Genomic DNA, 18,997 nt, shown 5'->3' with positions numbered 1-18,997 from the left:
GTCGGGTGTGACGTGCACCCCGCTGAGGTCAGGGTGCGCCTGGATGCGTGACCGCGCCGTGACCGGCCTGCGTTCCCAAGCGTCGCCTGGCTGCGTCCTGCGAGGCGGCGGCGCATTCCGCATACCAGTCGAGGACATCGAAACGCGATTGCAGCTGGCTGAACAGGTCGTCGATCAGAACGGAGAGCCGGGTCAGAACCGCAAGGTGAGGCCTGGCTATCGTCTCCAGGGAGCCTAGATCGAACTGCGTGTGGAAGTCGTACGTGAACGGTTTCAGGATGCCCTCCGCGGTCACGACGAGTGGATTCACGGCCGCGGAGAGCGGCGTGCCGTCCTCCCACCGGGCAAGCGCGTCGAAGGCGTCCCGCTGCGCGAGGAGCAGTTGCGCTGGAGCGAGGTCGCTGGTGATGGGGAGCGGCGCGTGCTCCTGCGCGAGGGCGAGCGTGGTCCAGAACAGCCGGGCCCGGTCAGCGGGCCAGCCGGTCCCGTCCGGCAGGTGCCGGGCGCGCCCTGCGGGCGCAACCGGCCGGACCTGCACGCCAGCGACACCCGCCTCCTGAAGTTCACCGACGAGGTCTGGCAGCTCCGGCAATGTGCCGGGCAGCAGGGACACCGCGGCCGCGGCCGGCAGGCCAGCGTCCGCGAGGCGCCGGACCGTATCGAGGGCCTGCCAGTACGTGCCGGTCCGGCCGCGGGTGGCGTCGTGCGTGGCCTGCAGGCCGTCGAAACTGACGGCCATGCCGTCGACCTGCGCGCGCACGCTCTGAACCCGCGCCCACGGCAACGTCCCGTTGGTGATGAGGGTCACCCGCAGGTCCGCCTCCCGCGCCGCCTGAATGAACTCCGGGAGTGACCGGTACAGGAGCGGCTCTCCCCCGGAGAGACTCAGACAGTCGTACCCGGCGGCCCGGATGTGTGGGAGCGCGCCGATCAGACGGGCGAGGTCGAGCGTTCCCGCAGTGGCCGGGCCCGACTCGGAGTAGCAGTGTCGGCAGCTGAGGTTGCAGCGCCGCGTGAGGTGCAGGTGGACGGTCCGGACGGGCAGGAAACCGGACGGGTCTGGCCGGGCGGCGGTCACGGCCGAGGTCAGCGGGTGAAGCTTGCGCCACGCCGGGCATCGAAACTGAGCCGGACGTGGAGACGCTCGGGTTCGATGATCCCGTACGGGAAGATCTCGACGTGCCGCAGGCCGGGACGGGTGAGGACCGTCTTCCAGTCGACGTCCGGCCGGGCGAGGTAATCCACGCAGATGCCCATAGAGCAGATGTCGAGTCGGCCGATACGCAGCCCCTCAACCTGCAGTCGTTTCGTCAGATCGGCAATCTGATGATCGTCGATCTCGAGGTTGGCCAGACGGCGGGACAGGTGCTCGCTGAGGTCTTTCGAAGTGGGTGCGCTCATGGGTGTTCCTCCCGGGATCACGTCCTCGGATGGACCGGACTCCTGTGCCCGTTCCATCCGGACGATGGCGAGTACGACGCAGATGGAGTCCGGCTCAGGCGTCCAGGGCAGGGGAGATCGCGGCAGTGACGGGGGGCTGGCCGGCGAACTGCAGAAGTTCGAGCAGGGTGAGGCTGCCGGCGGCACCGGGTACGATTCGTCCCCCACCACCGGGTGCGCCAGCATGCTCGGGTGTCCAGGTCGGGTCAACATGCAGGAAGGAATGGGGATCGTCGAGGGCCAGACCGACGAGGACCTCACCAACAATGCGGCCGCCGACCGCCCCCAGGTGCTGCCCGCCATGCTGCACTTCGGCCTCTTTTAGGACGTAGTACCACAGTGGCGCCTCGGGTCCAGCGACGGCGGGATCGAGACCCAGTTCCGCCTGCGTGAGTGGCGTGACACTCATGGCGCGGGCGACCGCCTGCCCAGACGGCAGTTCAAGGCGCCAGCCGCGCAGCAGGTTCAGGAACGCCAGGGAGTTCTGCCCACCAGGACCGGCCGGGATGGCAGCGAGGGCCGAGGTCAGCCGGGTGTCGATCTGAAGGCTCGCCTGCGTGAAGAAGTGAGGCCAGTCGATCGTCCACAGGCGCGGCAGGAACCGCCCCCCCCGGAGATCGTCCAGTGGGGCGGGCTGATCGCGTGGAGGCACGAAAATACGGACATTCTCTACGGTCTTATTCAGGTCGTACCGTTCACGGACCATGCTGTGGCCGAAGCGGTAGGCGGCCACCGAGAACTCCACTGGAATGAACGCCTCACTCTCCCATTTGAAGAAGGTCAGGGTGGGGGCGCCGCCCCGCGGGAGGATCTGCTCATGGGTGGACTGGCCGATGATGCGCGGCAGGAAGTCGTGCAGAACCACCCACTGGTAATGCCAGCGCAGCAGGGTCTGGGCGCGCTCGAAGGTGGCGCGGGGGGTTGGCCAGTTCTCGGTCTGCGCAATGTCGAGGAAGCGGTTGTGCAGGCGCAGGAACGTCAGGTGCAGCTGGGAGACGATGATGTTCTCGTCGTTGCGGGGATCGCCGATCAGGGCGAGCGCCTGGGCGTTGCGAGGCAGGTCGTGTTCATCTGTGTCCGCACTGTCGCCGCCCTGCGCGTCTGGTAGGTTGTCACGCTCGGTGGCTTTTCCCCGTCCGATCAGGAACTGCCCGAACGGTGCGGTACGGTCGTACAGGAACGGCGTGGACTCCGGTCCGAGCCCGTACAGGGAGTCCAGATCGAAGCGGGGCGTGCGGAAGTTGTGCAGTTGGTTGACGTCGTTCTGCCGCTGCAACTCCGAGAGCGGATCGAAGGTGATGTCGTGATCGACGAACTGACCGAGGTACGTGTAGGCAGCCGGAATGCTGGGATTTGTAGCGCCCACCTGGCTGGCATCGGAGATCATCAGGTTGGCAATCGCCTGGATGTTGGCCCGGCGCTCCACGTCAGTCTGCCCAGGCGGTATCCAGGGCGTCAGGTCGCGGAACATGCGGCCGAACGTTCCCATGGTGAGTTTCGAGCGGGGCGCCGTGACGGGCCTGAGCGTGCCACCGTGAGACGGTCGTGAATCAACTGGACGCTGCGCGGAGACGGGCGCCGGAGTGGGCGCCGCAGGTGCGTTCTCTGTGTTGGTCATGGGATCCCCCCGGGAGCATGCCTAGCCGCCGATGCCGCCCGAGCCGGTGGTCGGGTCTGCCAGGGCGAACTGTGAGAGCGTCAGCAGGGCTAGCGTGAGGTGGTACCGCCACGTACGATACAGGTGCATATCCTTTCCCCCTTATGCGGCGCGCCTGTTCCGGTCCGACCGGCCTGGAGCGTCACGCGCCGAGCGTAGTTGGGAGCCGCTTAGGCCCCGGAGGTGTGGATGACGGCGTCGCTTAGGAAGCCCTCGGGGCCGCCAGGGAGCGTGCTCGAAGCGCTTGTGCAGGGCGCGTTTGAGGAAGGCTGTCGGCGGCACGCAGCCCTGACCTCCCCGACCGCGGCCGATGACCTCTGGGCCGCGCAGTGCCTGGTGCAGCTGGGCCGCCGGGCGGAGGGGCTCGCGATCCTGCTGCGACTGCAGGCCGCCGGGTTGGGGGACGCCGCGCCCCTGGCCGCGGTGGTGTACCGGTTCGAAGGGGACCTCGAAGCGGCGCGCGACGTGCTCGCGGAAATGGACGCCTGGCAACTGACGGGATTCGGTGAGGCGCTCGCGTGGCGGGAGCGGGGCATGCTGGCTCTGACGGCCGCGCGGGTGGACGAGGCGCTCGTGTGGACGCGGCGGGCCTGGCGCCTGGCCGTCACAGACCCGACAGCGCAGTTGTTCCTGCCGGGATTTGCGGCGGCGCTGGCCATGGTGCTCGCCACGCTGGGGCAGGATCATGCGGCGGCAGAATATGCCGCGCAGGCTCTTCCGGTGGCGTCCAGCGCGCAGCGTGCGCCGCTGCTGTGGATCCTGTCCGCGTGTTACGCCCGTGCCGGCCGGTTCTCTGAGGCGCGGGAGGTGCTGGAGGACCTGAACGCAGTGGCCCTGGGGCCGCAGTCGGCGCCCCTGCGCGCGTACCACTGGGGTGTCCTGCACGGGGTGCAGGGAGACCACGCTGGCGCGGCCGCGGCGTTCGGGGAGGCGGCGGCACTGGCCCGGGAGAACGGGCAGGTGGAAACCGAGGGCTTCGCCGCCCTGCAGCTGGCCGCGCTGGACAGTACGGCCGGACGGACCGATCAGGGGCGGGTGCAGGTCGCGCGGGCGCGCAGCCGTGCCAGAGGGGTCCGCGCCGCGGCACTCTGCGACCTACAGGCCGCCGCGCTCGGCGTCAGGGGTGGGGAGTGCGGAAGCGTGAAGACGCTCCAGCGGGCCGTGGACCGGGTCGGGGCGTTGGGCCTGCGGCGCGACGAGGGGGAAGGGCAGGTGATGCTCGCGGACGCTTACCTGCGCGTGGACAATCTGGAGGCGGCGGAAGGGGCGCTGCGCCGGGCTGCGGAATGCCGGGCGGCGCTGGGCCGGAACGTCACGGTGGCCGCGCACATCGCGGACCGCCCGCGGGTGCGGGAGGTGATCGGCGCGCGGGTGGCCCGCGGCACCCTGGGGTTCCTGGAGGAGTTGTGGGCGGACCTGCAGTGCATTGAGCAGGCGCGGCCGGCGCCACTGGTGCTGATCACCCTCGGCGGGTATGGCCTGCAGCTGGGTGAGGTGCCTGTCCGGGTGAACGTGGGCCTGCGCCGCGCGCTGGAAGTCCTGGCGTACCTGCTGCTGCGGGGCGAGGCGACTCTCGAGGACCTGCAGACGCACGTGTTCGACGGCCGTTCACCGCAGGCGGCGCGGGATTACCTGCATGTGACCCGGCACGCTCTCACGCGCGCCGTACCAGGGCTCCACCTGCCGTTTGACCGGGGGCGGGCAGTTTACCGGGCTGACCTGCAGGGGCGCGCGCTGCGGTGGGATCTGACGGTGGTGCAGGAGGCGGCGCGGGACGGCACACCTCACGGCGTGAACCGGGCGCTGAGTGCGTACACGGGAGCGTTTCTGCCTCACTCGTCGTCAGCGTGGGCGGCAGAGGTCCGCGCAGACCTGGAGTGGCAACTCCTCACCACGGGGGAGCGGGTCGCGCGGGACTTGCTGCGCCGGCAGGCGGAGCCTGAGGCGGCAACGCTGCTCAGGCGGCTCCTTCAGCTGTGGCCCTCCGAAGTCGCGTTGCACGAGTTGCTCATCAGCGCCGTCCGGGTCTCGCAGGGCCGGGCACCCGCTGCACTGGAAGTCAGGAGGAGCCAGGACGTCCTGGCACGGGAACTCGGCGTTCAGGTGGCCCTGTCTGACGAGACGTAGAAGCAGTCACGTCAGGTCTGGCCACGGAATCGCACTGGACGTCGCGTTGTGCAGTGGTCCGCTTGAGTGGTAGGGAACCCGTCAGCCCCCAGCGGCCCTTGTGTTCACGGCGCAGGAGAAGTGGACAGGAGGTCGGCAACCGGGTGATGGGCGGCCTGCACGGACGACACCGGGCATACTGCGCTCAATGGCCGAATTTCTTCAGACGGAAGCCTTCAAGTTCGCGGGCGAACAGGGCGAACAGCGGGTCTTCGAGGCCGTCAAAGCCGCCTTCCAGGACCGTGAAGCCCTCGGCTGGTGGCGCTACCCCCTGGTCAGCGAGACGACCGTCCGCGAGCCGGACATCCTCGTCATCGACCCGGAGTTAGGCGTGATCGTCATCGAGGTCAAAAGCCTCCCGCTGAGTGACCTTGCGGGCGTCAGCGGCTACCGCTGGCAATTGAACCGACCGTACTTCGGGAAAACCGAGATCAATCCCTACGAGCAGGTAAAAGCCCAGTTGCAGGTCATCATGCGCACCCTGCGGGGCCGCCCCGGACTGGACCGCGTGCCCGGGCGGGTGATCGTGGCCACGCCGCTGATCACCCGCGACGAGTGGGACGACGCGCCCTTCAATACCCTGATCGGCGACACGCCCCTGCTGCACGGCGATCAGCTCACGCCTGCGCGCTTGATGAAGGCACTGGAACGCACGCCGCTCGTGGCGCAGGGCCAGCCGCTCGACGAGGCGCAGTGGGCGGCGTTGCAGCGGGCCTTCGGGACGAGCGGCAACATTCCGAAACCCAAGGAGGAGCCGGTCGTGACGGCGCCGCAGAGCCGCTCGGCGCTGGTGCAGGCCGTGCGGGCTGCCGAGCGCCCCCTGGATCTGCAGCAGGAACGCATCGCGAAGACCGTCCCGCCCGGTCCGCAGCGGATCCGCGGCCTGGCTGGGAGTGGCAAGACCGTCCTGCTGGCGCAGAAGGCCGCGAACATGCACCTCAAGCATCCCGACTGGGACATCGCGCTCGTGTTCTTCAGCCGGTCGCTCTACGACCAGATCACCGGGCAGGTCGACCACTGGCTGCGGCTGCATTCCGGCGGGGACACCCGGCTCGCAGACGCCAAGCACAAATTGCGGATCCTGCACGCCTGGGGCTCCCGGGACCAGCCCGGCTTTTACCGGGTGCTGGCCGACCACGCGGACATCCGGCCCCTCACGGTCGCGGAGACGCCGTACGGGCACCAGGCGGCCAAGAACCTCATCTACTGTGCGCATGACCTGCTGCACAAAGCCGAGGAGAGGCAGGCCAGCCTGGAGTTCTTCGACGCCATCCTGATCGACGAGGGGCAGGACCTCGTGACGGAAGCGCCGGAACTGCGGTATGCGGAGCGGCAGGCGTTCTACTGGCTCGCGCACCGCGCCCTGAGGCCCGTCCCGGCCGAACCCACCCTGTTCGACGTGGACGCGCCGGGGCCCGCCCTGAAGCGCCTGATCTGGGCGTACGACGAGGCGCAGAGCCTGGACAGCCTGATGATTCCGAACACGAGAACCCTGTTCGGAGATTCGGACGTGTTCGGGCCCGGCGCCACGTACAAGGGCGGCATCGGGAAGTCCGAGGTGATGCGAGTGTCGTACCGCACGCCCGGACCGATCCTGGTCGCGGCGCACGCGCTGGGTATGGGCCTGCTGCGCGCGGGCGGCATGCTCTCGGGCCCCACCCGGAAGGAAGACTGGGACCGCCTGGGGTACGACGTGCAGGGCCGCTTCAACAGCAAAGAACCCGTGACGCTGCACCGGCCCGCGGTGAACAGTCCGCATCCCCTGCAGGCCCTGACGGGCGAGCCGCTGGTGACGTTCGAGAGCCACGCGACCCGGGAGGCGGAGGTCGCGGCGCTGGTGCGGCACATTCAGCGGGACCTGCGGGAAGGACTGGCGCCGTCCCGCCAGATTCTGGTGGTCGCGGTGGGCCGCTGGGCGGTGGACGTGCAGGGCGCCGCCGCGGGCGCGCTGCGCCGCGCGGGCATCCCGTATTACGTGCCGGCGGCGAGCGGCACAAACCGGCAGGGGGACAACAAGGAACCCAACCGCTTCTGGCACGACGGAGCGGTCACGGTGACCACCGTGCACCGCGCCAAGGGGAACGAGGCGGACGTGGTATACGTGCTGGGGCTGGATCAGGTGGGCCTTGACGAGCAGGACCTCGCGGTGCGTAACCAGCTGTTCACGGCGATGAGCCGCAGTCGCGGGTGGCTGCACCTGTCGGGGGCGGGCATGGCCGGCACGCCGTTCGAGCAGGAAGTCCGTTCGGTACTGGCGTCGGGCGACACGCTGCGCTTCATGCCGCACGTGCCGCGGCGCCGCACGGACGACGAGGACCTGTACGCGTGAGCGGAGGTCGCGCCGGACTGCCCGGGCGTCGCCGGCTGACGCAAGCAGCCTCCGCGAGGACACGCCCATACGGACTGCGGGCGTTCCACCGCTGACACGCTGATCAGCGGAGCCACAGATCCACACTGGTCGCCAGTCCACCGCCACGTCGTGGCCGGTAACTGGAGACCAGCACGAGCCGTGCGCTGGCCTTCCGCACGGCTGCGTCAGTGGATAGGGCCGTCCTCCTGATCGGCGCGGCGTTCCTCCCAGCCCCACGCCTCCACATGCCCGAGTCCATACGTGGTCTTGTACCCCACCCCGGCGTAATTGGCGAACTCCGTCAGGAGCCGCACGAAGGTCGGCTCGGCGTCGCCGGGCCGGGCGATCTGGAACTGCACCTCCCCCACACTGCCCGTCATCGCGGCGCCCCGCGCGCCCTTGAAGTGTACGCTGCGGGGCCGCAGGCGGTACTCCCGCACGCGCACCGCGCGGCCCACCCAGTCGTTCAGCTCCGGACCGAACTGCAGGTCGCTGAAGGCCTCCCAGCGGCGCTGTAACCCGTAGTACACCGTCTTCGGGACGGGGAACGGCATGTCCATGTCGGTGGTGCGGAAGGTGACGGGCGTGAGGAACTCCAGGTGCAGGTTCCGGCCCCGCACGTCCGCCGCGTGCCGCGCGTACAGGTCGCCGTACGATTCCTGCGCCGCGATGCGGACCCCCTGCACGGCCGCTACGAGCGTGGAGTCCTCCGTGCCGTGCCAGCGCCCGGGGATCAGGGCCGACAGCAGCGGGGCGACCAGGGCGTCGTCGAGGATGCCCACCTGAAACACCACCTGGGCCGAGTCGCCCGCGTCCGTCCACTGCGTCTGCCCGATCCGGAACCCTTTGACCTCGGCCTCGTGGACGCGGGTGGACAGCGCCGGACTGACCCGTTCCAGTGCGCTGAACAGCAGGCCGTGCAGAGGGATGCCCAGCAGCCCGCCGGGGCGTGGGGACCGGACCTCGAGCGTCACTTCAAGCAGCGTGGGCATCAGCCCACCCAGCCCTGCAGTTCATCAACGAGCTGCTGTGTGGACGCGGCGGACACCACGCAGGCATCCGGCTGCTTCGCCCAGTCGCGGGCCCACGACTGCCGCCACGGGTACGCGAGGAGCAGGCTACGCACGACCGCGTCCACGTCGTTCAGGTCCACCTCGCCCGGCACCCGCCCCTGGTGGAGCACCAGGTTCCGCCACTCCCTCACCCGGCCCAGCGGGGAGGTCAGGTCACTCCCGTCGAACTGGTCCACACTGGACAGATTCAGGCTCGGCGCGCGGAGCACGCCCAGTTTCTCCTTGAGGTTCATGAACTTGATCCGCCCACGGGCGTTGATCAACTCTGGCGCAAGTTCACCCTTGAGTCTGGCGAACAGCCCCGCGGGGAGGTGCTGCTCGGTCAGTTCCTTCGGTCCGTCCGGCAGCCCGGCGCCCTCGGCGAGTTTCACGACCAGCAGTTCATGCAGGACCACCGCCCACACCAGGGCGTCCGCCACGCGCACCTGCGCCGCCGCGCGGTCGTAACGGCCCCAGGTGAGCCAGATCAGCGCCTCGGCTGGATCGCCCGCCGCGTCCGCAACGAAGGTCTGCAGGCCATCGAGGGCCGGAACGTGCACGGGCAGGTCACTGAGCACCTCACGCGCCGCCGCCACGTCCCGGGCGTCCAGCCACCACAGCGCGTCGGCCACGTCCGCCAGCGTCTGTACGCCAGCCTGCCGCTCCGGCAACTCCAGCGGCGCCCCCGCAAGGTCATGGAATGACTCGCGCGCCCCGGCGAAATCAAAGCGGCGCAGCGCCGCGAACGCCCCACCCAGACGCAGGGTTTCTTCCAGGAACGGCGTGGTCGCCTCCCGCCAGTGTGGGGCGCCCGGCGTGCGGTACTGCGGGCGGTCCACCTGAAACAGCCGCACGTCCCCGTCTCCGAACCAACCACTGCCGCGCAGCACCTTCAGCGCCTCAAGCATCTGCGGCGTGCCACTCGACGCGTTCACCCGCAAGGGGCCCGCGTGCCGGAAGCGGTCCAACGCCCGCGCAAACACCGGCAGCAGGTCCGGCGCGACGTTCGGCTGAACCCTCATTGGCACCGCCGTGATGCGCACGCCCGGCACCCGCTCCCGCACCGTTTCCTCCAGCGCGGCCCGCTGCGCGTCGTACCCGCCCGGCCACGCGGGGTTCTCCACGCCGGGCGTCCAGGCCAGCAGCACCTCCGACACCACCTCACCCGACGCGATCAAGGCGTCGAGCAGGTCCAGCGCCGGACCCGCCTCACCCCCGGGCGTCACGCGTGGATCCTGACTGCCCACCACCGAAAAGAACGTCACGCCACCCAAACCCGAATCTGTCATGTCGGCTCAGTATGGCCACCCATCCGGGGAAGCGGAAACGCACGTGCCGCACACCCATCAGAACGACGCGACGAGCGGCACCTCCAGCACAGGGGCGTCCCCCACCTGCCACCACGCGCCCGGCTGCACCGCCGCCAGCAGCAGGCGGTCCTCCAGCGGCTCCGACACCCGCTCCAGAGCCGCCCACAACCGCCCCAGTTCCAGACCCGAGGCGTTCAGCAGAAACACGCTGCGCTGCACCCGCACCCCGTACCGCATCAGGAGCCGCGTGAACTTCCGCCGCCGCCGGTCACACGGCGTATCGAACGCCGCCAGCACCTCCCGCCGCGCGCCATGCGTCACGCCCACACGGGCGGCTCCCAGCACGCACACCCCTCCCCACCCCACGCGCCCAGCACCGCCCGCACCTGCCGCTCCAGCGCCGCCCCCACCCCCCACTCCTGAATCCGCACGGCCAGCGCCCCCGCCAGGGCCGCGCAGCCCACCGTGCCCAGGCGCACCCCCTCCGGCCCGCCCTCGAACCCATCACGGCGCACCTGCCCGGACCGCAACGCCGACACCACCGTCAGGTCACACACCGGCCCCCGGAACGGCTCCATCACGTCCAACGCCAGCGCCGGTCGCCGCCCATGCGGAACGTGCAGCGTCCCCAACGCCGGATGCAACCCGCAGCGCGCCACCGCTACCCGCGCGTGCCCGAGCAGCACCATGTACGCGAACGACAACGCCGCATTCACCGCGTCCGGCGGCGGCCGGTACGCCCGCCCCGCAAATCCCCAGCCGGGCAGCGCCCCACCCAGCGCCGCGAAGTACTGCCGGGCGACCGAACCCTCCACGCCCCGCAGGGCGTCCTCATCCGCCGCGCCCTCCACGTCCGGCACGTCCAGCCGCCCCGGCACCCGCAGACGCCGCAACACCCACGCACAATTTGCCGCCTTTGCCCGCACGAGCGCCCGCACCGCCCGCAACCGCGCCTCCGGCGACGCCAGCACCTGAGCCCGCAGGGACTCCACCTGACCTTCCACGTTCCCCAGCACACTGAACGGCACCGCGCCCGCCCGAGACTGCACGTGCACCGGCACCCCACGTCCCACCAGATCCACGATCACCCCCGTGCTGATCCGCGCGTGCCCCACCACGATCAACTCGGTCACGTGCCCCAAAGGCACCGAGTGCTGACCCGCCTTCGTCTCTACGACCAGTTGCCCGCCACGCGCACTGATCGCCGCGCCCGGAGTCTGCACCAGAACGGATGTCATGCCCCCGTGTGACGGCAGGAGACGGAAAGCGGAAGTGAACGACTTCACCAATCCCTTATCAGGGAAGTGCTTCTGAGACTAACCGTCAATTTGACAGCATGTTCGCCTACCTGTGGTTTCAATCCCTTATCAGGGAGGTGCTTCTGAGACAAAAGACCTTTGTGGTTGGCATCCAGATCGAAGTTGTTTCAATCCCTTATCAGGGAAGTGCTTCTGAGACACGCGTGGCATATATCGCGCTTAAGTTGGAATCTAACGTTTCAATCCCTTATCAGGGAAGTGCTTCTGAGACAAGTTCACTTCGGCACAGTCCCTCGGCGGCAACCGCGAGTTTCAATCCCTTATCAGGGAAGTGCTTCCGAGACGGCTGGAATTGAAACACGACCCGAGGGGGAACGAGTTTCAATCCCTTATCAGGGAAGTACTTCTGAGACTCGGCCTCCTTCATGGCGAAGTGCGCCTCGATGGCCGCGTTTCAATCCCTTATCAGGGAAGTGCTTCTGAGACGCGACTTCCAGCGGGAGGCCGTCCGCACTGTAGCCATCCGTTTCAATCCCTTATCAGGGAAGTGCTTCTGAGACTGCCCGGAAACAGGGTGGCATCATGGTCAGCGCGGTCTACAAGTTTCAATCCCTTATCAGGGAAGTGCTTCTGAGACGACCTGCTGGAGCGCATTCGCCGGGCCCTGAACATGTTTCAATCCCTTATCAGGGAAGTGCTTCTGAGACAAATTCCCGATTCGGAAGTCTGGGAGACACGTACGGCGGTTTCAATCCCTTATCAGGGAAGTGCTTCTGAGACTCTACCTTCTGGCGAGCCCGTGCAGCACGGTCTTTTTAGCATGTGAACTGTAAGTGTGTCATGAGTATGCATTCATTTTTTGAAGATGAGAGCGAAAACGGCCTCTTTTCGCCATCCTGGTCGACTGTGGGACGTAGATGAAAATTTTTTGGCCGTGCATAGCGATTTCGTTGTCTCGGCAGCGAATTTCCTCTCTCATGTGCATAACCTTCATTTTCGTTCCGTCACCTTCCGGTCTGTGTTCCGCGCGGCCATAGGGGGGCATGGCGACCCTGATTCCCCCCTGGCCGGTTCTGAATGCCCTGCCGACCCCGCTGACACCGGGCGAGGCGCATCTGCTGGCGTTCCTGGAGCGGGATCTGGGGCCGGAGTGGGAGGTGTTCGCGCAGCCGTACCTGAATGGGACGCGGCCGGATGTGGTGGCGCTGCACCCGACGCGTGGGGCGTTGATCGTGGAGGTGAAGGACTGGTCGCTGGACTGCTACTCGTGGGGGGCGGGGGAGCGGTCGTGGCGGGTGCGGGGGTCGCATGGTGAGGGTGTGGTGGGCAGTCCGTTCGGGAAGGTGGAGTTCTACCGGGAGAACGTGCTGCGGTTTCTGGTGCCGGAGGTGGGGGCGCTGGTGCGGGAGCGGGGCTGGCGGGCGCTGGGGGTGGTGCGGGTCGGCGTGTACTTTCATGGGGCGTCGGCGGCGCAGGTGCGGCGGTTCACGGCGGGTCGGGTGCATGGGGCGGTGTGGCAGCTGGGGCGGGACAGTCTGGTGCAGGGTGCGGCGGAGCGCTGGGTGGGGCGCGGGGCGGAGGTGCCGACGAAGTTCGCGCCGCTGTTGCGGGCGTGGCTCTGTCCGCCGCGGCATGCGCTGGAGCAGCAGGCGCCGCTGAGGTTGTCCCGGGCGCAGGAGCGGCTGGCGGCGCCGGGGGCGGGGTTCGTGCGGGTGCGGGGTGTGGCGGGCAGTGGGAAGTCGCTGGTGCTGGCGGCCCGCGCGGCCCGTGTGGCGCTGGCGGGGGGAAAGGTGCTGGTCGTGAGTTTCAACATCACGTTGTGGCACCTGCTGCGGGATGGGGTGCGGCGCGCGGGTGGGGGCGGGGCGCTGGGGAATGTGACGTTCGGGCACCTGCATGGCGTGGCGGCCACGCTCGGGAATGAGGCGGGGTTGTCGTGGGCGGACTGCGGGGGGGATCCGGCTGTGCTGCTGCGCCGGGCGGCCGCGCGGCTGGGCGTGAAGTTCGACGCGGTGCTGGTGGATGAGGCGCAGGACCTGGAGGACGACTGGGGCGAGGCGCTGATGGACCTGGTTCGGGAGGGTGGGCAGTTCGTGGCGGCGTGCGACGACCTGCAGAACGTGTATGGGCGTGCGGGTGGGTGGCTGTCGGGCGCGCGGTTCGGGCGGTGCCGGGAGCTGCGGGGCAGCGTGCGCCTGCATGACGACGTGGTGCGCTGGGCGAATGCGTTCGTGCGGGCGTACCTGCCAGGGGTGGGTCTGCTGGCCGAGTCGGATCAGCCGATGCTGCCGCTGGGTGCGCCGCAGCTGCACTGGCGGAACGTGGACTCCCGTGCAGCGGCGCTGGAGGACATGGTGGAAGTCGCCCGATCGTTGCGGCACGGGGGGGCGCAGGCGACCGATATCGCGCTGCTCGTGCCCGATCACGCGTTCGGTCTGGAACTCGTCGCAGCGCTGGAGGCGCAGGGCCTGAACGTCAATCACGTGTTCACGGAGAATCAGGACGACAAGCGGCAGAAGTACGCCTTCTGGATGGGGGACGCCCGGCTGAAGGCGTGCACGGTGCATTCCTTCAAGGGATGGGAGGCGCGGCACGTGGTGGCGGTACTCGACACGGCGGGGCGTCTGTCGCAGCCGCAGGCGATGCTGGCGTACACGGCGATCACCCGCGCGCAGGGATCGCTGACAGTCCTGAATCTCAGCGAGCACTTCCGGGGGTTCCCCGAGCTGCTCGACCTGACGGGCGCGGAAGAGGGCGCGGCGTGAAGGCCGCCCGGCGCAGCGCATGCGTCCGGGCGGCTGCCCCTCACCTTCACAGGAGCTTCAACTGCTCAGCCAGCTGAAGATCACCTGCGCCAGCTCCCCATACCGCTGCGGAGCAAACGCGTTGTGGTGGGGCCGCCGGAGGAATGCGGCGAGTTCCTCGTCCTGGGTAGGGTACGCCCGGACCAACTGCGTCGCGGCCTCCTGAATGACGGGTAAGTCCTCCATCGCAACAGAGGTACCGGCATGGATGGCTCCGTTGCGAGCGGAGTACAGCCGCTTCGGGACGCCCGCCGCAGCGTCCAACTCCACAGGGAGAGGCACCCTGGCGCGCTGGAGCGCTCCCGCCATCCCCTCTGCCGTGCTGCGCGGTTCGACGCGGACGCCACTCGATCCGCACAGCGCCCTCAGTCCTTCTTCCAGCAGGGTCGCGTAGGCCAGCAGCGCCTCGCGGGGGGAGCGGACCTGCGTGGCATTCCACAGGTGCATCAACTGACCACCAGCCGCACCGTGCAGCTTCAGCGCCCGCAGAGCCTCGTCCTTCCAGGCGCTGAGGGCCTCCGGTGGACTCCACCGCACCAGGATCTCCCAGGCCCCCTGCCGGTCCCCCACCTGTTCGAGATGAAGCAGATCGAGCAGGTCACCGACCTGACCCGATTGATCATGCCGCAGCTCGGGCAACAGCAGCCGGGCCGCGCGGAACTCGCCCACCTGCACAGCGGTGCGCAGCGAGGCGAGCAGGGCCGCCTCGACCGCCAGCGGCACCTCCTCGCGCAGCGTGTCGCCCCGGTCCGGGCGGTACCAGCCACGCGTGCGCCCAAAGAACTCCGTGAACTGCGCAGCGGCCAGCACCTCGCGCATGGCGGGCGTCCCACTGGCCATCAGCAGGTGCGTCTGCACACCCTCCCCACCGGCTCGGAACGCCTGCACGTCCAGATCTGCCCGCAGGGCCCGTAGCAGCGCGCGCGCATCCGTCGGGTCGGCGTGCAGCTGGACGTGCTGCACGGGCAGGTCCGGCCACAAAGCCCGCAGTTCGGATTGAAGTTCCTCGCTGCGCAGGCCCTGCATGCCCAGCATGCCCTCATCCCGCCCGTCCGCGCGGTCACTGGCTCCCTCGACGGACAGCAGCAGCGCCCCGGTGACGTCCGCCCTCAGGTCCCGCCGAAGCAGCCTCGCGGCGGACAGGACCGGCCCGGGGGTTCCATCCGGCCGGTGGGGGTCCTGCTTCCCCACGAACGCCACGACGCGGTGCGCCACTCAGCCGCCCCGGACCTTGAGCGTCAGTTCCGTCCAGCCCAGGGGCCGTTCGGCCCGCATGTCCCGGGGCGTCCGCGCGTTGAAGTTGCCGGTGACCCGGCGGGATTTCGGGGACGGGAAGTCCGGCTCATGGTAGGCGCTGTTGGGGCGGCGCAGGCCCGTGTCGAGCACGCCTTTGAGCAGGGTGTCGTCCCGGCCCGGTTCGTCACCCAGGAACGCGAGGTCACTCGATTCGGGTGGCAGCGCGCCCAGGACACTGTGCGCGAGCAGACCGGTGCCCATGCCGAGCGGGAAGAGCCGAGGCGCGCCCTTTTCCTGAGTTTCGGCCATCACCCAGTCCAGGACGAGGCCACCCTCGCCCCAGAGCTGGATGCCGTCCTGACCCTGCCGGTCAAGGTCTCCCAGCATGTTGTAGTGCCGCTCTTCAGTGCCGTAGATGCGCTCTCCGTACCCGGCGAGCGCTTCCGTCCAGTCGGCCTGACGGGCCAGTGCCTGCGCGAGGTTCCGGGCGTCCGGGTCACTGACCTGCATGCGGCGCAGCAGGTCGAGATCTACAGTGACCGTGCCGGTATACGACGCGCCCACGTCGGGGTTCAGGCATTCCCACGCCTGCGCGCCGGCCCTCCCACCGTTGCTGGGTCGGGCGTGACTGCCCGCCTGATAGGACATGGACAGCACGGCGTACACCTTCGTGAGGTTCTGCGTGCGGTCGGGCAGCAAGTCGCTGACCTGCACGGCGCGGAACAGGTCCCGGTTCTGCGGTTGCATCCGGCCGCCCGCGCCCGAGAGGCCCTCGGCGATCTGCTTGCGGTCCATCATGGGGTCGTCGGCCCGGTCGCGGCCGCGCAGGTTGGCCTGCTGCACCTCGCCTCTGAACCGGTCGTAGGCACCCTTCTGCTGGGTCTGCCAGTCGAGCCACGCGGTGCGCAGCGCACCCTTCACGCTGCTGCCCGGAATGTACGGCAGGCCGTTCGCCTGCGCAGTAATGACCTTCAGGCCGCCGTTGCGGTCCGTGGCGCGCAGGAAGGGCAAGGCGCCCGGGTGGACGCTCATGCGGCGGGTGGCCATCGCGCCGGACTCGATGTCCCGCGCGATGGCGACCGGGTACGCGTCGCGTTCCATGAAGTCCTGAACTTTCGCGGCGATCTGGCCCTGGTCCCCGAAATGATCGAGCAGCCTCCCGGCCAGCCGCCGCGGTTGCAGCAGGGCCAGCTGGTCCTGGCGGCCCTCCTGGTAGAGGTGGTACGCGCCGCGCCCGACGAACTCGTTTCCGATGCCGATGTGGACCGGGGAGAGGGGCTTCACGCGGATCTCGAAACTGAGCATGTTGCGGTTCACGCGGCACCTCCGGAAACGGCGACGCTGACACACAGGCCGCTGCGCCACACCGGGTGCGGGTGGCCGGGGGGCGACACGTCAAGGACACGGCCATCCAGCGGGCCGGGCATCAGGCTGCCCTCGGCGAGCATCCACACGTCCTGTCGTTGCAGGGGCGTGCCGTCCAGGTACCCGTCCCGGCGACGCAGACCGTACCGGCTGGCCGGTGAAGCTTCGATGGCCTGCGCTTCCCCTTCGGTGGGGTGCGTGAGGCTCAACAGGACGTGCGGGCCACTGCCGTCGAGCCGGGCCGCGAGGGTGGCCGGGACCGGCTGCACGTCCAGCGTGAACTGCCCGCTGCCCTGGGTGCGCATTCCGCCCAGGCCGGTGTCGGCGAGCAGGCGCAGCGCCGCCAGCAGGCGGGCGCGCGGGGCGTCCCCGTCACTTTCGAGCAGGAATGCGAGGCGCGGCTGGGCGAGGGACTCGGTCATGAAGGTGTCGGTCGCCTGCGTCACGCGGTCCTGCGCGTTGCGCTGCCGGTCGGCGCGGCCAGCGCTGGCGCGGCCCCGCAGGTCGAACCACGCGTGCAGCCGCTCGGACGCCGACAGGTCAGCGATCGGCGCGCCGTAGCGTCCGGCGGCCCAGGTGTCCGGGTCGCCTTTCAGGACCCGGCGGGCGAGGCGGGCGAGGTCCTCCGCGCTGACGGCCAGGGGCGTCACGTCAGGGGTGACGGGCAGCAGCGCCCGCCGCTGCCACGCCTGGGCGGCCGCCAGGGCCTCCGGGCTCAGGGGCTGTCCGGCGGCCAGGGTCAGGAAGTCCCCCAGGCGCACGAACTCCAGGCCCTTGACGGCCTTCTTGTCCGCGCGCCCCGCAGCGGGGGACGCCGGGGCGGCCTCGGCGGTCACGCGGGGCTTGGGAAGGAGCCACTCGCCGTCCACGAACGGGAAGGCGCTGCTCACGCGGAAGGAACCCTGGGCGGGCAGCGGGTCACCCTGGAGCCGCACGTCCGCCGCGTACAGCGCGCCCCACAGCAGGTCGCTGGGCAGGTACCCGGCGCGCAGGTCCCGTCCACGCAGGGGCTGCGTGAACGTCAGGACGATCAGGTCGCGTCGCACGCAGCGCCTCAGCGGCTCAGGGGCTGCAGCAGCGGCCCCTTCAGCGCTTCCTTGAGGGCCTGCACCGACGCGTACTCCTGCGCCTCCACGGCCGTGTCCTCCAGGTACGCGCGGCGCGGCTTGACGGTCACGCGGATGGGCAGGCTGTCGATGGTGTCCATGGGGAGCTTCTGCGCCTGACCGAACTTCACGCGGCCGTACCCGCGGCTGCCGTTCCCACCGATGTAATCGTCCTCCAGCCATTCGAGCGCGGCGAGCACGAAACGCAGGTCGTCGCGGACCTGATCGAGGTTCTCGACGGTGTACGTCAGGCGGCTGACGAACACGCTCCCGGCGGGCACGCGTTCCAGGCTGCGGGGGTTGGCGGCGCTGGTGATGCGGTCGAGGAAGTTCTCGCTCTTGATCTCCGTGAACGGGAAGTCACCTTCGAGTTCGGAGAGCACCTCGGCGGTCTTGGGCGTGACCTGCGCGTCACTGACGGCGAGACGCGCCGGGTGGTTGGTGTCGGCCCCCGATTTCCCGGTCGTGCCGAACGTGCGGTCCACGGCGTGCTTCAGGGCCTCCTCACGGGTGTCGGCCTCGTGGCGGTACATGGTGCTGTGGCCGCGGTTGTACCACTTGCCCTGCTCGAGCGGCTGGCGTTTCTCCATACCTTCAAGGGCTTCCACGATGGACCGCAGTTTCCCCTTCAGGCTGCTGCCGGGCACGATGGGCAGGCGCGTGACGGCGTCACGGATGACGACCTTGTCGATCCCGCCGATGGCGAACCCGTCGTTCGCGTTGCCGATGTGCGTGCCGGTCAGGAGTTTGAAGGGCAGTTCGATGATGATCTTGCCGTGAAATTGACGTTCCATGTTCATTTGCCCCCGTGGAATTTGAAGTACGCCATGACCGCCTCACTGAACTTGCGCAGCACCTTGAAGTCCTCGAAGGTCTTCACGGCGCGCGTGACCTCGCCCATCAGGTCCGTGAGCTGACGGATGGCGTGTTCGCCGCTCTTGGCGCGCCCGGCGTTGTACACGAGGCTGATGTTCAGCAGTGCCGCCTCACGCTGCGCTGCGCGGTCCTGCATGTCGCGGGGGGGGGTGTCGGTGCCGCCGGCGTCCATGCCGAGGGTCCGGCCGCGGCGGATGCGGCTCACGCCGGCGGTCGTCTCGGACAGCAGCACGCGAATCTGACGGCTACTCACGCCGTCCCGCTGCAGGTCACGGCCGACCTGTTCGGCCAGTTCGATCAGGGGGTTGAAGTCCGCCAGTTCACTGAGGGTCTGCGCGTCGCCGCGGGCGGCCTTGAAGGTTTGCGTCCAGGTCAT

The 18,997-nt window shown here is 69.2% G+C and carries 15 protein-coding genes and 1 CRISPR repeat array; of the genes, 3 read left to right on the top strand and 12 right to left on the bottom strand.

Going from position 1 to position 18,997, the window contains the following annotated elements:
• Positions 1–28: 28 nt before the first annotated feature.
• The 3 genes from EXW95_RS19965 to EXW95_RS19955 form a co-directional block, all read right to left on the bottom strand.
• Positions 29–1,078, bottom strand: coding sequence for a radical SAM protein (locus EXW95_RS19965; RefSeq protein WP_174369253.1), 1,050 nt, complete (start codon positions 1,076–1,078; stop codon positions 29–31).
• A gap of 8 nt (positions 1,079–1,086) precedes the next feature.
• Entirely contained in the window at positions 1,087–1,401 is a 315-nt protein-coding gene (locus EXW95_RS19960; RefSeq protein WP_174369252.1) for a hypothetical protein, read from the bottom strand.
• 94 nt (positions 1,402–1,495) lie between these two features.
• Positions 1,496–2,911, bottom strand: a complete 1,416-nt coding sequence (locus EXW95_RS19955) for a heme peroxidase family protein (protein WP_174369251.1) — start codon at positions 2,909–2,911, stop codon at positions 1,496–1,498.
• A 417-nt stretch (positions 2,912–3,328) separates the two neighbouring features.
• Between EXW95_RS19955 and EXW95_RS21460 the strand changes: the two genes are divergently transcribed.
• On the top strand, positions 3,329–5,224 hold the full coding sequence (locus EXW95_RS21460) for a BTAD domain-containing putative transcriptional regulator (RefSeq protein WP_174369250.1): 1,896 nt from the start codon (positions 3,329–3,331) through the stop codon (positions 5,222–5,224).
• A 187-nt stretch (positions 5,225–5,411) separates the two neighbouring features.
• Complete coding sequence (locus EXW95_RS19945; RefSeq protein ID WP_174369249.1) at positions 5,412–7,592, top strand: DEAD/DEAH box helicase; 2,181 nt, start codon at positions 5,412–5,414, stop codon at positions 7,590–7,592.
• A 206-nt stretch (positions 7,593–7,798) separates the two neighbouring features.
• Here EXW95_RS19945 and cas6 read toward each other — a convergent pair whose 3' ends face one another.
• The 4 genes from cas6 to cas1 all read right to left on the bottom strand — a co-directional run bounded on the left by cas6 (position 7,799) and on the right by cas1 (position 11,213).
• The gene (gene cas6 / locus EXW95_RS19940; RefSeq protein ID WP_174369248.1) at positions 7,799–8,605 is read right to left on the bottom strand and encodes a CRISPR system precrRNA processing endoribonuclease RAMP protein Cas6; all 807 of its coding nucleotides are present in this window, start codon (positions 8,603–8,605) and stop codon (positions 7,799–7,801) included.
• Positions 8,605–9,891 (bottom strand): hypothetical protein, encoded by a 1,287-nt coding sequence (locus EXW95_RS19935; protein ID WP_174369247.1) that lies wholly within the window; start codon positions 9,889–9,891, stop codon positions 8,605–8,607. The genes cas6 and EXW95_RS19935 overlap by 1 nt, the downstream gene beginning before the upstream one ends.
• Before the next feature lie 120 nt (positions 9,892–10,011).
• The gene (gene cas2, locus EXW95_RS19930; RefSeq protein ID WP_174369246.1) at positions 10,012–10,320 is read right to left on the bottom strand and encodes a CRISPR-associated endonuclease Cas2; all 309 of its coding nucleotides are present in this window, start codon (positions 10,318–10,320) and stop codon (positions 10,012–10,014) included.
• Positions 10,293–11,213 carry a CRISPR-associated endonuclease Cas1 gene (gene cas1 / locus EXW95_RS19925; RefSeq protein WP_174369245.1) on the bottom strand — a complete coding sequence of 307 codons (921 nt, stop codon included), beginning with the start codon at positions 11,211–11,213 and terminating at the stop codon, positions 10,293–10,295. The genes cas2 and cas1 overlap by 28 nt, the downstream gene beginning before the upstream one ends.
• Positions 11,214–11,257: 44 nt before the next feature.
• Positions 11,258–12,014: direct repeats of the CRISPR family, unit length 35 nt; unit sequence GTTTCAATCCCTTATCAGGGAAGTGCTTCTGAGAC.
• A gap of 263 nt (positions 12,015–12,277) precedes the next feature.
• Between cas1 and EXW95_RS21205 the strand changes: the two genes are divergently transcribed.
• Entirely contained in the window at positions 12,278–13,999 is a 1,722-nt protein-coding gene (locus tag EXW95_RS21205; RefSeq protein ID WP_174369244.1) for a nuclease-related domain-containing DEAD/DEAH box helicase, read from the top strand.
• Positions 14,000–14,056: 57 nt separating this feature from the next.
• Here the strand turns inward: EXW95_RS21205 and EXW95_RS19915 are convergent, their stop codons facing one another.
• The 5 genes from EXW95_RS19915 to csm2 are packed head-to-tail and all read right to left on the bottom strand — an operon-like array spanning position 14,057 to position 18,997.
• Entirely contained in the window at positions 14,057–15,253 is a 1,197-nt protein-coding gene (locus tag EXW95_RS19915; protein WP_174369243.1) for a hypothetical protein, read from the bottom strand.
• The gene (gene csm5, locus EXW95_RS19910) at positions 15,254–16,591 is read right to left on the bottom strand and encodes a type III-A CRISPR-associated RAMP protein Csm5 (RefSeq protein WP_174369242.1); all 1,338 of its coding nucleotides are present in this window, start codon (positions 16,589–16,591) and stop codon (positions 15,254–15,256) included.
• Positions 16,588–17,685 carry a hypothetical protein gene (locus EXW95_RS21455; protein ID WP_174369241.1) on the bottom strand — a complete coding sequence of 366 codons (1,098 nt, stop codon included), beginning with the start codon at positions 17,683–17,685 and terminating at the stop codon, positions 16,588–16,590. Before EXW95_RS21455 ends, csm5 begins: the two co-directional genes overlap by 4 nt.
• Before the next feature lie 8 nt (positions 17,686–17,693).
• Positions 17,694–18,539 carry a type III-A CRISPR-associated RAMP protein Csm3 gene (csm3, locus tag EXW95_RS19900; protein WP_174369240.1) on the bottom strand — a complete coding sequence of 282 codons (846 nt, stop codon included), beginning with the start codon at positions 18,537–18,539 and terminating at the stop codon, positions 17,694–17,696.
• A gap of 2 nt (positions 18,540–18,541) precedes the next feature.
• Positions 18,542–18,997 carry a type III-A CRISPR-associated protein Csm2 gene (gene csm2 / locus EXW95_RS19895; RefSeq protein WP_174369239.1) on the bottom strand — a complete coding sequence of 152 codons (456 nt, stop codon included), beginning with the start codon at positions 18,995–18,997 and terminating at the stop codon, positions 18,542–18,544.

This window comes from Deinococcus sp. JMULE3, from assembly GCF_013337115.1.
GTDB lineage: Bacteria > Deinococcota > Deinococci > Deinococcales > Deinococcaceae > Deinococcus.
Note: the sequence above shows the minus strand (reverse complement) of the source record. Positions and strands in the feature narration are given on the sequence as shown.